The 18,086-nt window shown below is 39.4% G+C and carries 13 protein-coding genes; 11 read left to right on the forward strand and 2 right to left on the reverse strand.

What is annotated here, in order from left to right; translation table 11 throughout:
- Positions 1–273: 273 nt before the first annotated feature.
- The 11 genes from BUB03_RS18265 to BUB03_RS18315 all read left to right on the forward strand — a co-directional run bounded on the left by BUB03_RS18265 (position 274) and on the right by BUB03_RS18315 (position 17,331).
- Entirely contained in the window at positions 274–3,336 is a 3,063-nt protein-coding gene (locus tag BUB03_RS18265; protein ID WP_073065894.1) for a reprolysin-like metallopeptidase, read from the forward strand.
- A gap of 203 nt (positions 3,337–3,539) precedes the next feature.
- Positions 3,540–6,497 (forward strand): reprolysin-like metallopeptidase, encoded by a 2,958-nt coding sequence (locus BUB03_RS18270; protein ID WP_073066140.1) that lies wholly within the window; start codon positions 3,540–3,542, stop codon positions 6,495–6,497.
- Between the two features lie 138 nt (positions 6,498–6,635).
- Complete coding sequence (gene scpA, locus BUB03_RS18275) at positions 6,636–8,753, forward strand: methylmalonyl-CoA mutase (protein WP_073065897.1); 2,118 nt, start codon at positions 6,636–6,638, stop codon at positions 8,751–8,753.
- Positions 8,754–8,810: 57 nt separating this feature from the next.
- Positions 8,811–9,308 carry a hypothetical protein gene (locus BUB03_RS18280; protein WP_139258923.1) on the forward strand — a complete coding sequence of 166 codons (498 nt, stop codon included), beginning with the start codon at positions 8,811–8,813 and terminating at the stop codon, positions 9,306–9,308.
- Between the two features lie 463 nt (positions 9,309–9,771).
- Complete coding sequence (locus BUB03_RS18285) at positions 9,772–11,163, forward strand: RtcB family protein (protein ID WP_073065903.1); 1,392 nt, start codon at positions 9,772–9,774, stop codon at positions 11,161–11,163.
- A gap of 77 nt (positions 11,164–11,240) precedes the next feature.
- Positions 11,241–11,792 carry a hypothetical protein gene (locus BUB03_RS18290; RefSeq protein ID WP_073065905.1) on the forward strand — a complete coding sequence of 184 codons (552 nt, stop codon included), beginning with the start codon at positions 11,241–11,243 and terminating at the stop codon, positions 11,790–11,792.
- A 3-nt stretch (positions 11,793–11,795) separates the two neighbouring features.
- The gene (gene prfH / locus BUB03_RS18295) at positions 11,796–12,494 is read left to right on the forward strand and encodes a peptide chain release factor H (protein WP_073065908.1); all 699 of its coding nucleotides are present in this window, start codon (positions 11,796–11,798) and stop codon (positions 12,492–12,494) included.
- On the forward strand, positions 12,481–12,990 hold the full coding sequence (locus tag BUB03_RS18300) for a tetratricopeptide repeat protein (protein WP_073065910.1): 510 nt from the start codon (positions 12,481–12,483) through the stop codon (positions 12,988–12,990). Before prfH ends, BUB03_RS18300 begins: the two co-directional genes overlap by 14 nt.
- Before the next feature lie 81 nt (positions 12,991–13,071).
- Positions 13,072–15,666: a T9SS-dependent M36 family metallopeptidase gene (locus BUB03_RS18305; protein WP_073065913.1), complete on the forward strand. Its 2,595-nt coding sequence runs from the start codon at positions 13,072–13,074 to the stop codon at positions 15,664–15,666.
- A gap of 63 nt (positions 15,667–15,729) precedes the next feature.
- Positions 15,730–16,335 (forward strand): hypothetical protein, encoded by a 606-nt coding sequence (locus BUB03_RS18310; protein WP_073065916.1) that lies wholly within the window; start codon positions 15,730–15,732, stop codon positions 16,333–16,335.
- 3 nt (positions 16,336–16,338) lie between these two features.
- Positions 16,339–17,331, forward strand: coding sequence for an enolase C-terminal domain-like protein (locus tag BUB03_RS18315; RefSeq protein ID WP_073065919.1), 993 nt, complete (start codon positions 16,339–16,341; stop codon positions 17,329–17,331).
- A 73-nt stretch (positions 17,332–17,404) separates the two neighbouring features.
- On the opposite strand, the gene BUB03_RS18320 is transcribed toward BUB03_RS18315, so the two are convergent.
- Entirely contained in the window at positions 17,405–17,692 is a 288-nt protein-coding gene (locus BUB03_RS18320; RefSeq protein WP_040999647.1) for a c-type cytochrome, read from the reverse strand.
- Between the two features lie 20 nt (positions 17,693–17,712).
- Complete coding sequence (locus BUB03_RS18325; RefSeq protein WP_040999536.1) at positions 17,713–18,003, reverse strand: c-type cytochrome; 291 nt, start codon at positions 18,001–18,003, stop codon at positions 17,713–17,715.
- Between the last annotated feature and the right edge of the window lie 83 nt (positions 18,004–18,086).

Raw genomic sequence — 18,086 nt, forward strand, 5'->3', positions numbered from 1 at the left:
TATTATAAGATAGCATATAGATCGTTGTTTAAAATTAAGAATAGGATCACAAAGTGAAAATGATCAATTAAACAAGAAACTGATAAAGATGTAAATTTTATATCATTTTATGCATATGAAACGAAAATAATTAAATGACTAACTAATATCATAAAATAAAAAAAATAGTCAGTTTAATTGAATTTACTTATTTTTTTTGGTGCTGCTATGCGTTAAATTGTTATTTTTGCTATGGATATTTAAAATTTATTAATTCTATTCTTGTAGATCATTATGAAAAAAAGAATTTTACTAGTTTGTGCATTAGCCGCTGGTGTTGCCAGTTTCAATGCACAGAGATGGGAACCTGCATCGCAGAGGACATCCCAAATCAGAAAAGAAGTTGATGTAAAATACTCTTACCGGGTAGATCTGGCATCGCTTAGAAGCATTTTAAAAGATGCAGTAGAGACAGGTAAGGATGCTAAACCTGTTATTGTTTCTCTTCCTACAGTAGAAGGGAAAATTGAAAAATTTGCGGTATACAGCAATCCGGTGATGGAAAAGTCTATGGCAGACAGATACCAGTTGGGATCATACGTAGGAGTAGGTGTTGACGACCCTTCTAAATATGTAAGATTCAGCACATCTCCTACAGAAATGCAGTCTATGATCATCAAGAACGGAGAATTCCAGTTCATTGAGCCGATCACTACAGACAAGCAGACTTACGGAGTATTCTATAAGACAAAGAGAACAAGCAGCGAGCAGGGATTCGAATGCGGGACTAACGAAAAAAATAGCAAAGATATCCAGTTCCTTAAAGAGAACGGTAAAAAAAAGCTTTCTAATGTAGGGATTACAAACAGACCTGCAAGCACAAAATATAGAACATATAGATTGGCTATGTCTGTTACAGCAGAATACACACAATATTTCATGGCTCAAGCCGGAGTACCTGCTACAGCAACGGATGCTCAGAAAAAAGCTCCTGCAATAATAGCAATGAATAATACAATGACTCGTGTAAACGGAGTCTTCGAAAAAGATTTCGGGATTAAACTTCTTGTTCAGGATTATCAGAATGTTATTTATATCGATGCTGCTACGGATCCTTATTCAGACTCAGATGTGGGTGTAGGTGATGGAGCATGGAATGCAGAATTGATGAATACTCTTCATAATAACGTAGGAGAAGTCAATTTTGATATCGGACATTTATTTGGTGCCGATGGAGGAGGTGGTAACGCCGGATGTATCGGATGTATCTGTAGTGATGATATGACATTGAATCAGGGATCTCCGGTAGCTTACAAAGGTTCTGGATTTACTTCTCCCGCCAATGGAGTTCCATCAGGAGATTCATTCGATATAGACTATGTAGCTCATGAATTAGGACACCAGTTAGGAGGAAACCATACTTTCTCCAATAACACGGAAGGATCAGGTGTAAACGTAGAGCCGTGGGGTGGTACCACTATCATGGGGTATGCCGGAATTACATATGATAATGTACAGATGAATTCTGATGCTTATTTCCACTATGCTTCTGTTAACCAGATTCTTAATAATCTTGATTCTAAGACAACCTGTGGTGTTTCACAAACCATTACAACCAATACAGCACCTGTTATTTCTCCGCTTCCAGCATACAGCATTCCTAAAGGAACAGCCTATTATTTAGAGGCTACAGCAACAGATACAGATCCTGTAAAATATACTTGGGAACAGTATGACAGCGTAGATGAAGATGCTACTATTTCCGGAGATGCCGGATGGGGCTACAATACACAGGGTGCATTAACAAGATCTTATTTTGGTACTACAAGCGGAAGAAGATACTTCCCAAGTTTACCTTTGGTTATGAACGGAATTTTGACCAATAAAGCAAGTCTTCCAAATAATACAAATCCTAGCTGGGAAACTGTTTCTTATGTTCCTAGATTACTTCACTATGCGGTAACTGTAAGAGATGAAAATGCACAGAGACCAATGCTTTCATCCTTAGAAACAACTGTAAATGTAGGAAATGACGGACCATTTAAATTTAACGGTCTTACAACAGCTACAACTTTATATAACAATGCATCCAACACAATTAAGTGGGCTGTAGCCAATACAAATGCTGCTCCTTACAACGTTGCGAATGTAAAAATAGATTATACAGCTGACAACGGTACGACCTGGACAGAATTGGTAGCTTCTACGCCAAACACAGGTACTTATACTGCACAGATGCCGGCAAGCTTAACAGGAACTGTTAAATTCAGAATATCTGCTATCAATAACATATTCTATGCAGTATCTCCTGCAGTAACAATTGGAGCTGCGCCTACTTCAACTACAGCAGCACCAACAGGAGTATCTACTACAGCAGCAGATGTTCTTAAAAATTCTGCAATTGTATCTTGGAACAGTGTGCCGGGAGCAGCTTCTTACTCTGTAAATTACAGAAAAACAGGAACTTCAGCATGGACTAATGCAACAAGTACAACCAATTCAATCTTATTAAGCAGTCTTGAAGACGAAATGGCTTACGATGTACAAGTAGCAGCTGTTGTGAATAGCGTACCGGGAGCTTTCTCTTCAAACTATGTTTTCAAAACAAAACCATTGGCAACAGGAGTAAACTACTGTATCTTAAATACAGGTTATAATGCAGTAGGAAATATTGCAAGAGTGCAGCTTTCCAATGTTAACCATATCGATACAAACATCAGATCATACAAAGATGTAAGTGAAAATCCGGCAAAAATAATCAATCTTATTAGAGGAAATTCTTATCCTATATCGATTTTTGGTATTTACAATCAAGCTGCTCCAATGACTTATAATGTGTGGATCGATTACAACAGAAACGGAGTGTATGAGACAAGTGAGAAAGTATATACAAGTGCTGCCATAGCTCCAGGTTCAAATGGAGTAGGAAGTGCTACGGGTAACTTCACAGTTCCTGCTTCTGCTTCTGTTGGAAACAGGGTAGTGGGAATGAGAGTGGCATCTAATTATTCTTCTGCATTAAATAATGCTTGCGGTACCAATGGAACTATTCCAAGTGGGGCAGGAAGCGTAATGGATTTCTCTGTGAAAATTTTCGGAAGTGCACTTGCAGTAGACGAAACAAAGGCAACCAAATCTGAAGTTGAGATTTATCCAAATCCTGCCGATTCTTTTGTAGGCGTTAGAAACCTTAAAGGAAAAGCAGATTACAAAATCTACAGTGCAGACGGAAGATTGGTTCAAAGTGGTAATCTTGATGGCGAGATCATTAATGTAGCTAGCTTGGCAAAAGGAATGTATGTAATTACTATTAATGATGATAATAACACATACAACACTAAGCTTATCAAAAAATAATAAATAAGTTATCTATAAAATGAGACCGGGCAATTGCCCGGTCTTTTTTGTTTAATATCAGCCCGTATCCTCCGGTTTCTAGTAAATGTTCTTATGTTAATTTAATATTTTAACATCAAATAAGCTTTTTTAATGCTAATATTTGGGTTTTAATTTTTATTTTTGTGAAAATGCTGAATAATTTTTTTGAAATCACTGTAAATATGAAAAAGAAAATTTTACTAGTTTGTGCTCTGTCCGCCGGTCTGGCGTCTTTTAATGCACAAAGGTGGGAGCCTGCATCCCAGAAAACTTCTCAAATCAGGAAAGAAGTTGAAGTTCAGTACTCTTACAGAGTAGATTTGGCATCACTTAGAAATATTCTGAAAGATGCTGTAGAAACAGGTAAAGATGCAAAACCTGTAATTATTTCTCTTCCTACAGCAGAAGGGAAAATTGAAAAATTTGCGGTATACAGCAATCCTGTTGTTGAGAAATCCATGGCGGACCGTTATCAGTTAGGATCATATGTAGGAGTAGGGGTAGATGACCCTTCCAAATATGTAAGATTCAGTACCGCTCCTACCGAGATACAGTCCATGATTATCAAAAACGGAGTATTTCAGTTTATAGAGCCTATCACTACAGATAAACAAACCTATGGAGTTTTCTACAAAACCAAAAGAACTGCAAGTGATAATGGATTTGAATGTACTACAGAAGAGACGAATGCCAAAGATATTAAATCATTGGAAATCCATGGAAAAAATAATCTTTCTAACGTAGGAATTACCAGCAGACCTTCCATTACAAAGTACAGAACCTATAGACTTGCACTTTCCACTACAGGAGAATACACCAAAAAATTTGATCCCGCAGGAGGAATTACCAATACAGTAATCCAGATGAATGCTACCATGACCCGTGTGAATGGAGTATTTGAAAAGGAATTCGGCATCAAGGCTATTATTCAGGACATCCCGGCGATCATATACACAGATCCTACATCAGATCCTTATACCGGAAACCTGAATCTGAATCTGCAGCAGACCCTGACCTCCGTGGTCGGCAATGCCAATTACGACATGGGACACGTATTTAATGCTGCTGGTGGAAACGGAAACGCCGGTTCTATCGGATCTACATGTAAAGATCCTACGAGCCCGACGAATTTAGCAAAAGGATCTGCATTTACACAAAATACCAACCCGGTAGGAGATTTATTTGATATTGATTATGTAGCCCACGAAATGGGACACCAGCTTGGTGGAAACCATACATTCTCCCATTCATCGGAAAATTCCGGAGTAAATATAGAGCCTGGAGGAGGAACTACTATTATGGCCTATGCAGGAATTACTGGAGATAATGTACAGATGAATTCTGATGCCTACTTCCACTATTCCTCAATCAATCAGATATTAACAAGTCTTGATGCCAAAACAGCCTGCGGAACATCTGTAGACATTACAACCAATACAGCGCCGGTGATTTCCCCACTTACATCAAGAAATATCCCGAAGGGGACAGCCTACTATCTGGATGCCTCTGCAACAGATGCACAGGGAGATCCGTTTACCTATACCTGGGAACAGTACGACAGCGTTGGAGCCAATAACACCATTTCAGGAGACAGCGGCTGGGGATACAATACCGAAGGAAGTATAGCAAGATCATATTTTGGTACAGTGGGAGGAAGAAGATATTTCCCAAGCTTTGCTACCGTAATGGACGGAAAGCTTACGGATAAAACAAACTGGGAAACTGTAAGTTATATTCCGAGAACTTTAAAATATGCCGTAACATTAAGAGATGCAAACCCTACAAGACCAATGGTTTCTTCCCTTGAAACTACAGTGGTTGTAGGAAATGACGGTCCGTTTAAATTTAATGGCCTTACCACTTCCTCGGTTTTATATAATAATGCATCAAATACAATACAGTGGGATGTAGCCAATACGACAGCAGCTCCTTACAATGTAGCTAATGTTAAAATAGATTACACAACAGATAACGGAGTTACCTGGACAGACCTTGCAGCTTCAGTGCCAAACAGTGGAAGTTACACAGGCCAGATGCCGGCTAGTTTAACAGGAGCTGTTAAATTAAGAATATCTGCGATCGGTAATATTTTCTATGCTGTTTCTCCGGCAGTTAATGTAGGAGCTGCGCCAACATCTACCTCGGCAGCACCAACGGGTGTTTCCACGATAGATACGGAAGTATTCAAAACTACTGCAAGAGTATCCTGGAACAGCGTACCGGGAGCTGCCACCTATTCTGTAAATTATAGAAAAGTAGGCGATACCAACTGGTCCAATACAACAAGTACGGTGAATTCTGTAGTTCTGACAGGTTTAGAAGACGAAACCAATTTTGAAGTACAGGTTGCAGCTGTAGTAAACAGTGTACCGGGAGCTTTCTCATCAAATTATACCTTTAAAACAAAAGGACTAAAAACAGGAATAGATTACTGCTTGCTGACTACAGGAATTAATCAGTTAGGAACTATTGCACGTGTCCAGCTTGCCAATGTTAACTATACAGACGGTACTTTCAGATCTTACAAAGATGTAAGTGAAAACCCGGCACAGATCATAAACCTTACAAAAGGAACCCAGTATACTGTGTCCGTCCTGGCAGGAAGCTCTTCCAGTTATGCTCAGTATCCTTTTACCGTAAATGCCTGGATAGACTATAACAGAAACGGGGTTTTTGAAGCAACAGAAAAAATAATGACTTCTGCCTCTGCAACAGGAACAAGAACGGAGACAGCAACATTTACCGTTCCGGCAACAGCTTTTAGCGGAGATAAACTATTGAGAATGAGAGTGGCAGGAAACTTTAACAGTGCGCTAAGCAATGCCTGCGGAAATACCAACCAGGCGGGAAGTGTCATGGATCTTTCTGTAAAAATCACAAGCGGATTGGCTGTTAATGATGTAAATACGGTAAAAACATCAGAAATATCCATTTATCCAAATCCTGCCGATACTTTCGTAGAAGTTAAAAACCTGAAAGGAAAAGCGGATTACAGCATTTACAGTGCAGACGGTAGAATCGTTCAGCAGGGTCAGATTGATGGTCAGAGAATTAATGTGGCACAGCTTGTAAAAGGAGTGTACGTAATCACAATTAAAGATGATAAAAACACTTACAATACCAAACTTATTAAAAAATAATAAGAAAGTTCATCAATAGCTGAGACCGGGCAATTGTCCGGTCTTTTTTATACATTAAAGCTCAGAAAAACTGTAAGTTAACAGAAGTTTCATGTTTCGTTCAAAAAAATTAACTTTACGCAGACAAAAATTATTGGAATGCGAAAGACAATTTCTGTGAAAAAACCGGATTTTAATGTAGAACCTCAGGAAAGAGAGGTCTATAATTTTGAAAAAGACGGTCTGGAGTTAAAATCATCTTATACCCCCAAAGATGTTAAGAATGAATCCTTAACACAGACTTCTCCGGGAATTGCTCCTTACCTCAGAGGCCCGTATTCCACTATGTATGTACAAAAGCCATGGACTGTAAGACAGTATGCAGGTTTCTCCACAGCAGAAGAATCTAATGCTTTTTACAGAAGAAATCTTGCTGCAGGACAAAAAGGACTTTCTGTAGCTTTCGACCTTGCTACCCACCGGGGTTATGATTCAGATCATTCCAGAGTAGTTGGAGACGTGGGTAAAGCAGGGGTAGCTATTGATTCTGTGGAAGACATGAAAATCCTTTTCAATGAGATTCCATTAGATCAGATCTCCGTATCCATGACTATGAACGGTGCAGTACTTCCTATTTTGTCTTTCTATATTGTTGCAGCAGAAGAGCAGGGTGTAAAACAGGAGCTTCTTTCAGGAACCATTCAGAATGATATTCTGAAAGAATTCATGGTAAGGAACACCTATATCTATCCGCCGGCTCCTTCCATGAAAATCATTGCAGACATCTTTGAATATACGGCTCAAAATATTCCGAAATTCAACTCAATTTCTATTTCAGGCTATCATATGCAGGAAGCAGGAGCCACTCCGGTACTGGAAATGGCTTATACCCTTGCAGACGGTCTGGAATATGTAAGAACAGGAATCAAAGCAGGAATGAATGTTGATGATTTTGCCCCGAGGCTGTCATTTTTCTGGGCCATTGGAATGAATCACTTTATGGAAATTGCAAAGATGCGTGCCGCAAGATATATCTGGGCCACTCTTTTGCAACAGTTCAATCCGCAGAATCAGAAATCTTTGGCCTTAAGAACGCATTCACAGACCTCAGGATGGTCCCTTACGGAACAGGAACCTTTTAACAATATTACGAGAACGGCCATCGAAGCCCTTTCCTCAGCTTTAGGCGGAACACAGTCGCTGCATACCAATGCCCTTGATGAGGCCATCGCGCTTCCAACCGACTATTCAGCGAAAATTGCCAGAAATACCCAGATTATTCTTCAGCAGGAAAGCGGAATTTGCGATGTGGTAGATGCTATGGGCGGAAGTAACCTTGTAGAAAGCCTTACCCAGCAGATGATCGAAGAAGCAATGAAATACATTGATGAGGTAGAGCAGGAAGGAGGAATGACCAAAGCCATCGAAGCCGGAATTCCAAAAATGAGGATCGAAGAAGCGGCCGCTAAAAAGCAGGCTAAAATTGATAGCGGTGAAGAATTTATCATCGGAGTAAACTCATTCAGAACATCATTGAAACAGGATGGTATTGAAATCCTGGATATCGATAACACAGAAGTTCGCAGAAAACAGATCGAGAGGCTGGAAAAAATAAAAGCAGAAAGAAATCCTGAAGCTGTTGCAGAAATTCTGAATAATATCCGAGAAAGTGCAAAAACCGGAAAAGGAAACCTACTGGCATTATGCATAGAAGCAGCCAGAAGAAGAGTGACCCTTGGCGAAATGAGCGATGCCATGGAAGAAACATTCGGAAGATATAAAGCCAATATTAAAACCATTTCTGGAGTATATGCCATGAACGCAGGGAAAAACGAATATTTTGAAAAAGCCCTTCACCTGACTCAGAAATTTGAAGAAGAAGAAGGACGCCGCCCAAGACTTATGGTTGCTAAAATGGGGCAGGACGGGCACGACAGAGGAGCAAAAGTGGTAGCCACCGCATTTGCAGATATGGGATTTGATGTCGATGTGGCGCCATTGTTCCAGACCCCGGAGGAAGTAGCCAAACAGGCTGTAGAAAACGATATCCACATCCTTGGGGTATCTTCTCTCGCAGCAGGTCATAAAACCCTTGTTCCGCAGGTCGTGGAAGAACTGAAGAAGCTGGGTGCAGATGATGTAACTATCGTGGTAGGAGGTGTTATTCCGCAGCAGGATTATGAATTTCTGTACGCCAACGGTGCAGATTTTATCTTCGGTCCGGGAACCAATCTTCCTAAATGTGCCGTGGAAATTCTTGAAAAATTTCTAAATTAACATTCTTATAAAGGATAAATTGCATGGCTTTTGTATAGTTTAATGAAAAATTTCATTATGGCTTATACAGTAGTTTCAGTATTTCCGGTGACTGTAGATACAGAGGAAATTAAAAAAAATTTAAAAGAAAAAGGATTTGACGAAGCAGATATTATTATCTCAAAGTCCAGAGTAGAAAGTGGAATGTCAACTGATCATCAGGAAGACGAGCAGACGAAAGGATTTTTTGACTATGTCTTTGCTCACGATGCAGAAATGTTGGAAGCCTATCGCAAACATAGCATAGGAAGAAGCAATGTTATTGTGTACACGGATGACCTCGAGCGGGCAAAAGTAGCCAAGTCTGTTTTAAATGAAAACGGTGCACTTGAAGTCTATCGGAGACCATCAGAACCCCGCGATACCATTCCTGAAGGCATGACAGAGCAGGAATATAACGGAATCATTGCCAAAGCAAGACATAACATTTACTTTCTCGGATCAGAAAGAGTATATCACTCCAATGAAGTTAAAGGAATGGATGATGAGATGGACAGCTTAGGATCGAAAGATTAATCACTCAAAAAATATAAGTCTGGATTATTTATCCAGGCTTTTTTTTTATTAAAAAATTTGGATATTCAGAAAAATTAATATATTTGCACCTGAAAATCAAGTTTAATCCATTAAAAACAACGAAGCAAATGTTCAGATTTAATCAGAATTCTACAGTTGGATTACCGCTTACAGTGGTAAGGCTTCGTGGTTTGGTATACTCTTAGAATAATAGTACAACGAAATATCAAAACCCGGAGTCGCAAAGATTTCGGGTTTTTATTGCGCAATATTTCAAACTCAAACAAGTTTCCCCGAAATTTTTTCAATATCAGAAGAATATAAGTATTGAACCTTTTTAGGATTCAACGTATTGTCTTCATTACAAATTTAGTTCAACTAGTATTTTAGTTGATAAAAAGAATATGCACAGATCAAAATTTTGAATCCTGTGTCTGGCATCTTATGTCTTAAAAATAAAACAATGGGAAATTTAAAACTAAAAGGAAAAGATATATTAAAACTCGGTTATCCGAATAATCAAAGCGTCAATGTGGCTCTGGAGGTTATGAAAAGAAATTTTGCAACGAAGAATATTCATCATGTAAGATCTATTTTAAAAGAAATCCTCCTGAACCCTGAAAACTTTGAAAAAGACCTGACTTTCGGACAGATTGCAGAATCGCTGCTTTCATCCAGAAAAACAGAAAAAAGAATGCTCAATACCCAGCGTGCTTCTTTCCGGATCTTTGGAAACAACATTTCTGAAGAAGCAAAAAACCAGCTGTACACCGCTTTAAAGCTGCCAATATCAACACAAGGCGCTTTAATGCCAGACGCCCACAGCGGTTACGGACTTCCGATAGGAGGTGTTCTCGCAGTAGAAAACGCCGTAATCCCTTATGGAGTTGGAATGGATATCGGCTGCAGGATGAGCCTCAGTATTCTGGATATACCAGTTTCATATCTTGACGGGGCAAGGGACAAATATGAAAAAGCCCTTGCAGAGCACACCAAATTCGGGATGTATGAAACCCATAAATCTCATATTGATCATGAAATCTTTGAGAGAGATACCTTCGATATGATCCCAATTTTGAGAAGATTAAAAGGAAAAGCCATTAAACAGATGGGGTCTTCCGGAGGCGGAAATCATTTCGTAGAATTCGGGGAAGTGGAAATCACGGAAGAAGATGACCAGATCGGATTACCGAAAGGAAAATATCTGGGAATCCTTTCACACAGTGGTTCCAGAGGCTTGGGAGCAGAAATTGCCCAGTATTACTCAAGAGTGGCTGCAGACCAGTGTCCGCTGCCAAAAGAAGCCCAGCAGTTTGCCTGGCTGGATCTCAGTACCCATCTCGGCCTGGAATACTGGACTGCGATGAATCTTGCCGGAGATTATGCCTCTGCCTGTCACGATGATATTCACAGAAGACTGGTAAAAGCAGTCGGAGGAAGAGTCAAGGCAAGAATTGAAAATCATCACAATTTTGCATGGAAGGAGATTCATAACGGAAAGGAAGTAATTGTTCACAGGAAAGGAGCTACACCGGCTAATGTAAACGAACTGGGAATGATTCCGGGTTCTATGACGGCTAAAGGCTTTATCGTCCGTGGAAAAGGAAATCCGGATTCACTGAATTCGGCATCACATGGAGCGGGAAGAGCTCACTCAAGAGGGGAATGCAGAAGCCTTTTTACTCAGAATGACATCAAAAAAGAGCTGAAGCTGAAGAAAGTTACTCTGATAGGAGGAAATACAGAAGAGGCGCCAATGGCTTACAAAGACATTCACGAAGTGATGAATGCTCAGAGCGAATTGGTGGATATCCTTGGAACATTTCAGCCCAGAATTGTGAGAATGGACAAATAATGAGTCTTAAACTTTACAACCTTATAGGTTTCAAAAACCTATAAGGTTTAATAAAGAATTATTTTAAAATTAAAAAAATGGGAGCACCTCATAACATAAAAAGATACGGAGAAGTCTGGCCGGAATTCAGAATCCTGCACGGACTTGAAATTTTAAATAAATTGAAAAAGAAAGTCATTATATCAGGTGGCTGGGCCTGGCATTTTATGTCACAAGAAGGCCATACGGAATATAAACATGCCCATGACCATAAGGATATTGACGTTTTTGTAACAAAAGAAAATGCAGCAGAAGCTGTGATAATCCTTCAGCAGGAGGGGTTTCAGAAAGTATGGACACGGTATGATCATCTGCAGAGTGACGAAAACTTTCGCAGATACGAGAAAACAATAGAGCCTGAGAACGGAAAGTCTCATAGGGTTACCATCGATTTTTTTGAAAGAAAGGATCTGGAAACTATTGAAATTAATGGTTTTAGTGTTGTTAAACCTGAACTCTTGCTGACATTTTACAGGAATATTCATTCCAGTGACAAATGCTGGGCTGTCATGGCTGCCAAAGAATTATTACAGAAAGGAATTGATCCTATAGGGCACCCTGCATTAAGTGCAATGCCAAAATTAAATTAAAAAATGGAAAAACTCATACAGATAACTTCAGGAAGAGGGCCTTTGGAATGCCAGTGGGTGACTGCAAAAGTTCTTAAGGTCTTCCTTGAAGAGATAAAAAATAATAAAATAGATTATGAAATCATCCATCGTGAAAACGGTGATGAAAACATGACCCTGAAATCCGCAACCATTCTTTTAAAAGCAAAAGATCTGACGGAATTTTTAAAAACGTGGCTAGGAAGCATATGCTGGACCGGGAAAAGTACATTCAGGAAGCTGCACAAAAGAAGCAACTGGTTTATCGGTGTTTTCGAACTGGAAGAACTCGAACAGGTCCATTTCAACGAAAAAGATATTCAGTTTCAGACTACGAGAAGCCAGGGAAGCGGAGGCCAGAATGTGAATAAGGTAAATACAGCTGTTCGGGCGGTTCATGTACCCACGGGAGAAAGTGTATTTGCACAGGATTCACGTTCGCAGCTGGAAAACAAAAAGCTGGCTATTATGCGTCTGAAAGAAAAGGTGACCGGACTTTATATCAGACAGCTTGAAAAAAGAATGCAGGACACCTGGAACAACCACCTGCAGGTACAGAGAGGGAATCCGGTCCGTACATTTTCCGGAACAGATTTCAAAAAGAATCATCAGGATAAATCATTCAAAAAACAAAGAAATATCCTGAAAAAAGAACTTAAAAACAATAGACATGACCTTAACTAAAAGTAAATATTATTTTGATGCACTGGACAATTATCCATACAACCTTACGGACTGCCTGGAAGCATTGAACTATGCCTTGTCCTATGATCCTGAAGATGCAGACAGTCTTTGCCTGATGGGTAGGATTTACAGCGAAATGCTCGCCGATTACGAAAAAGCAAAAACCTATTTTGAAGAAGCTATGCAGTGTAATGTAACCAATCTCAATACACCACAGCATTATATAAAATGCCTTTTGGATAATGAAGATCTGGACGAAGCTGAAAAACTGATCGGCTATGCATTAAAAATAAAAGGAATAGACAAGGCAAGAATATTGATACAAAAATCGCTGTTGTATGAAATCAGATTAGAGTATAAAAAATCGCTGGAACCATTAAAAGAGGCAAGAAAGTACAGTTATAACCAGGCAATGTTAGATTTTTTGAAAGGCAGGGCTAAATTTATCAGGAATAAAATGGAAAATAAGCCTGGAAAGAAAAATAAAAATAGTTAATATCATTTTTACTGAAAAAAGGATAGAATATGCGGCATTATCATAAAAAAATCATAACTTTAGTGTGGAAAAAACAACTTTATGGATAGAAAATTATTTTTATGGCCGTTTTCGGTGGCCGTATTCTTTGCCTTTGGCAAAATGAATGCACAAATTTCGGACCGGCTTATTCAGGACTATTATCAGAAAAGCGGGCAATTAGCCCAGAAAAATGGCACCAGCAGTAAAGCCGGCGTTATTATTCTGAATGAAGATCCTTCTAAAAGCCTGGGCGTGAATATCGTAAATGTTCAGCAGACCTTTGACGGGCTCAGAGTGTATAATGCTCTGGGAAAAGTGATGATCAAAGAAAATAAGGTGATCTCCGAAAAAAATGATTTTAAAAAGAATATTTCTGTTGCCAGCCAGGGAAAAGCTAAAGAACGTTTCTCAGAAGATCTTCTTAAGCAAAAACTTAATCTGACTGAAATTTCCAAGGTAGATTATCTTCCTAATGTATATTTTGAAAAAAACGGAGTCTATGTTTTAGCAAAAGAATTGTTTGTTTCAGATAAGAAATCATCTGATGTATGGCATGTCATTGCTGATGCAGAGACAGGCGAAATTCTTACAAAAGATAATTTAACCCTGGACTGTAATTTTACTCATGCAGACAGCTTTGACACTGGCTCGGAAGCAAAGGCAGAACAGTATTTGGTATCAGAAGAACCCGCTTTGGCAGGTGCAATGAGTCAGCCGTTGACAAACAATTTATTGGTTCCCAGCAATGCTTCTTATAACGTTTTCCCTCTTCCTGTAGAAGCTCCTACATTTGGACCCCGCGCAATTATTAACAATCCATGGGATATAACGGTATCTCCGCAAGGTTGGCATTCTGACGGGACTAATAATTATACCAATACCAGAGGGAATAACGTATATGCTTATTCGGATCAGACGAATTCCAATACTGCAGGTTATTCACCAAGTGGCGGAGCTACTTTAAATTTTGACTTTCCTTATGCAGAAGGAAGGTATATCAATCCTTTTACACATAGAGATGCTGCCATCACCAATTTGTTCTATATGAATAATAAGATGCATGACGTCTTTTATAAATTCGGGTTTACAGAGTCGGCAAGAAATTATCAGACCAATAACTTCGGAAACGGAGGACTGGGGAATGATGCTGTAAATGCCGAAGCTTTTGATGGAAGCGGCCTGAATAACGCCAATTTCAGTTCGGGATATGAAACCATAATATCTGGTGTAACCTATCTTCAGGCTCCAAGAATGCAGATGTATCTTTGGGACAGGGCGCAAACTGCGGCAGATCCTATCTCCAGATATCAGTATAATTCCCCTTCAACAGCAGTAAGCAGGCCAAAAGTAATGACCGGAAGCGCATCTTTCGGAACTCTTTTGTTTGATGGGCAGACCGTAACAGGTGATCTTGCTGTTTCGGTACCTGCGGATGCCTGTACTCCGCCTGCAGCCGGAAGCCTTACCGGTAAAATTGCAGTGATAACAAGTGTAACCTGTGAATATGGACTTAAAGTATTAAATGCACAGAATGCAGGAGCAATAGGCGCCATTGTTTACAGACCTTCTACGGATACCCCTGTCAGCATGGGAGGAGGAACCTCAGGAAGCCAGGTAAATATTCCTGCCATCAACATCGGAAAAACAGAAGGATTGTATATGGTGACGGAGCTGGGAAATGGAAACACGATCAATTTGACATTAGGAAATGATTTCAATGGATTCAAACATTCCAGTCTTGATAACGGTATCATTGCTCATGAATACGGACACGGTATCTCAAACCGTTTAACTGGGCAGGGATACAGCTGTCTTTCTACAGCCAACAGCGCAGAGCAGATGGGTGAAGGATGGTCAGATTTCTTTGCATTAATGCTTACGACAAGACCGGGTGACACTTCAGCTTTGGCCAGAGGAATGTCAACATATTCGGCAGACCAGCCAACAACAGGAGGCGGGATCAGACTTGCCAAATACTCGCCTGATTTTGGGATCAATAATTATACCTATGGAAGAACAAATACCGTTTCAGGATCTCATGCCATAGGATTTATATGGGCGACCATGCTTTGGGATTTAACGTGGAAATACATAGAAAAATATGGATACAACAGTGATGTACTGGCAAGCACCACTTCCGGAAATGCAAAAGTTCTGCAGCTCGTTGTAGACGGTCTTAAGCTGCAGGCATGCAGCCCTACATTCATTGATGGAAGAGATGCCATCCTTCAGGCAGATGCCGTAGGAAACGGAGGGCTTGACAAATGTATGATCTGGAAAACATTTGCGAAAAGAGGACTTGGCGTTAATGCTTCAGCAGGAGTTAAAGCAACCGCCAATGATCAGGTGGAAGACTTTACTGTTCCAGCGGAATGTAATGCGGCATTATCTACTCAGGATATTAAAGCAGCGGATAATAAATTTATCGTATTCCCTAACCCGACTTATGATGAATTCTTTGTTGGTAATTTAGACCAATCTTCTCAGGACGTGCAGATAAAAATGTTTGATATGTCCGGAAAATTAGTCTTTTCAGATGCCAGAGATCCTCAATCCAAAAAAGCGGTTTCTACCAAAGGATTCCAAAAAGGAGTGTACATGGTTCACATCAAACAGGGTGAAAAAATTCAGACTGAAAAACTTATTGTAAGATAAATTAATGAGGTATAAAATCATGGAAGAGACCATTTTTGGTCTCTTTTTTTGTAGATTTAACTTATGAAGCCTTATATTATCTTCTTTCTGCTGATCATTATCTCATGCAAAAAAAATGATTCAAAACTAACGGTTGTTCCAAAAGATCATGACCTGAATTTAAGATATGAAGTTTTAAATCAATTAATTGATAACGATAGTGTATCATTCGAAAATAACTCTTACATCCTTGTTAGTACATTAAGAACAGTTTATCTTAATAAGGATGAAAATAATGATGAGCCCAGACCATTGGGATTTGTTCTGGAATATGACCCGGTCTTTTCTAAAAATGATTCTGCCTACTATAAAAATCAGGAAAAAATAGTATCTGATTTTCGACTTGATAAAACTAAAATTCGCAAAAAACTGCGGTATGTAACTGATGAAGAGCTTCATAAACTGGATGAAAATAGAAAAAGTGATTTTTGGACTGAGTTTAATAAAAAATTTGGAGGTACCTGCATTCGGAGTTTCTCAGTACCTTTCTTTAATAAAGATAGAACAATGTGTATCGTACAAAGCTCAACTTCATGTGGCTATTTAAATGGAAGCGGATATACAGCAGTTTATAAAAAAATCAATGGAAAATGGGTCGAAGTTAAAGCACTTCAGAATTGGATTAGCTAGGATATGAAAATAAGTTATACAATAAAAATACTTCAGTTAAAGGAAACTTTCTCGATCGCTTATGGAAATTACGAGACAAGAGAAGCTTTACTGATAGAATTATCTCATTTAAACTGCAAAGGATACGGCGAATGTGTTGCTATAGATTATTACCAGATTGATCTGAAAAGCTTTATCAGCAGATTAAAAGAAATACAGCCTTTGCTTGAAAGACAGTCTGTTGTTCATCCGGAAGAATTTTTCCGTTTTCTCTCAGGGCTGGATCTGCATCCGTTCTTGATTTCTGCCTTAGATTGTGCCTATTGGGATTTATTTGGGAAGCTTGAGAATAAAAGCTTTGCTGAGCTGAACAGCATCCCTCTGGAAAACCTGGCTCAAAGCTCCATCACCATATCAGTCGGAAGTGCAGATGAACAGATTAAAAAGATTGAAAAAAGCAAGTGGAATAAATTTAAGGTAAAATGTAAAGGGTTAAACAAACCGGATATCAGCAGGCTTTTGCAGTTGAATAGGGATTTAGCATTGGATTCCAATGCCAGTTTTACAGATGAAGACTGTGTCTGTCTGCAGGAGAACATTGAAGTGCAAAAATTTTCATACCTGGAACAGCCGCGGCCGGTGGACCAGTATAAAATTTTAAAAAAAGAAGGTTTCGCCAACTGGATGGCAGATGAGGACTGCCAGAATATAGATTCCCTGGAAGAATTAATCCCTTACTATAAAAGTGTCAATATAAAGCTCATGAAATGCGGAGGACTGACCCCTGCACTAGGAATGATTGCCAAGGCCAAAGAATTGAAATATAAAATTATGATCGGTTGTATGACCGAATCTACCGTTGGAATTTCCGCTGCCTGCCTGCTTGCAGGACTCACCGATTTTGCCGATCTGGACGGAGCTAACCTGATCTCCAATGATTATGCCTCAGGAAATTTTGTAGAAAACGGAAAAATAATCCTCTCCGGAAAACCAGGATTGGGGATTGTCTTAAAATAGCTCAAAAAAAGTGGGGCATAAGCTTTTTGTCGCTTATACCCACAAATTTTCTGTTTTTTTAACTCTGGAGACCTTATTTTTTATTCACAGAAATAAGGTAATCATACACCATCTGATGCTGATCAGTGCTTAATTTAGCTTTAGGGGCCATTCTGCTTAAAGTTTTAATCCATCCCTGATCATCATGCTTGGCAGGATCCGGAAGTTTGTGGCATTTGGCGCATGAATTTTCAAAAATAGTTTTACCCTGAACCAGCTTTTCAGATGCAGTGTATTTTGGGCCTGTTACAGCGGTACTTTTAGGTCCGCAGGATACCATGAATGCTGCACCTGCGATCATGCTTAGAATTACTTTTTTCATATCCATATCTTGATTTTTGGTTATTTTTTCACAGAAACAATATAGTCATATACCCATTGATGCTGCTCGTCCGTAAGTTTTGCCTTCGGAGCCATTGAATTCATGATCCCTACCCACTGTACAGAAGTATGCGATGCAGGATCCGGAAGTTTATGGCATCTTCCGCAGGAGTTTTCAAAGATTGTTTTTCCCTGCGCTATTTGCTCGGCAGTAGATACGGCTGGTCCTGCAGGTCCTGCTGTAGAGGCTTTTGGAGTACAGGAAGCCAGTAAAATGCAGGTAAACAAGGCAGCAGCGGATATTTTTTTCATGTTTCTTAAATTTTGATTGATAACAAATGTAGGAATTTCCCTCTCCTGTTGATAAAGCAGGCTTTAGTTTTAATTTAGAAGAA

Origin of the sequence: Chryseobacterium oranimense (genome assembly GCF_900129755.1) — a bacterium.
Taxonomy (GTDB): domain Bacteria; phylum Bacteroidota; class Bacteroidia; order Flavobacteriales; family Weeksellaceae; genus Chryseobacterium; species Chryseobacterium oranimense.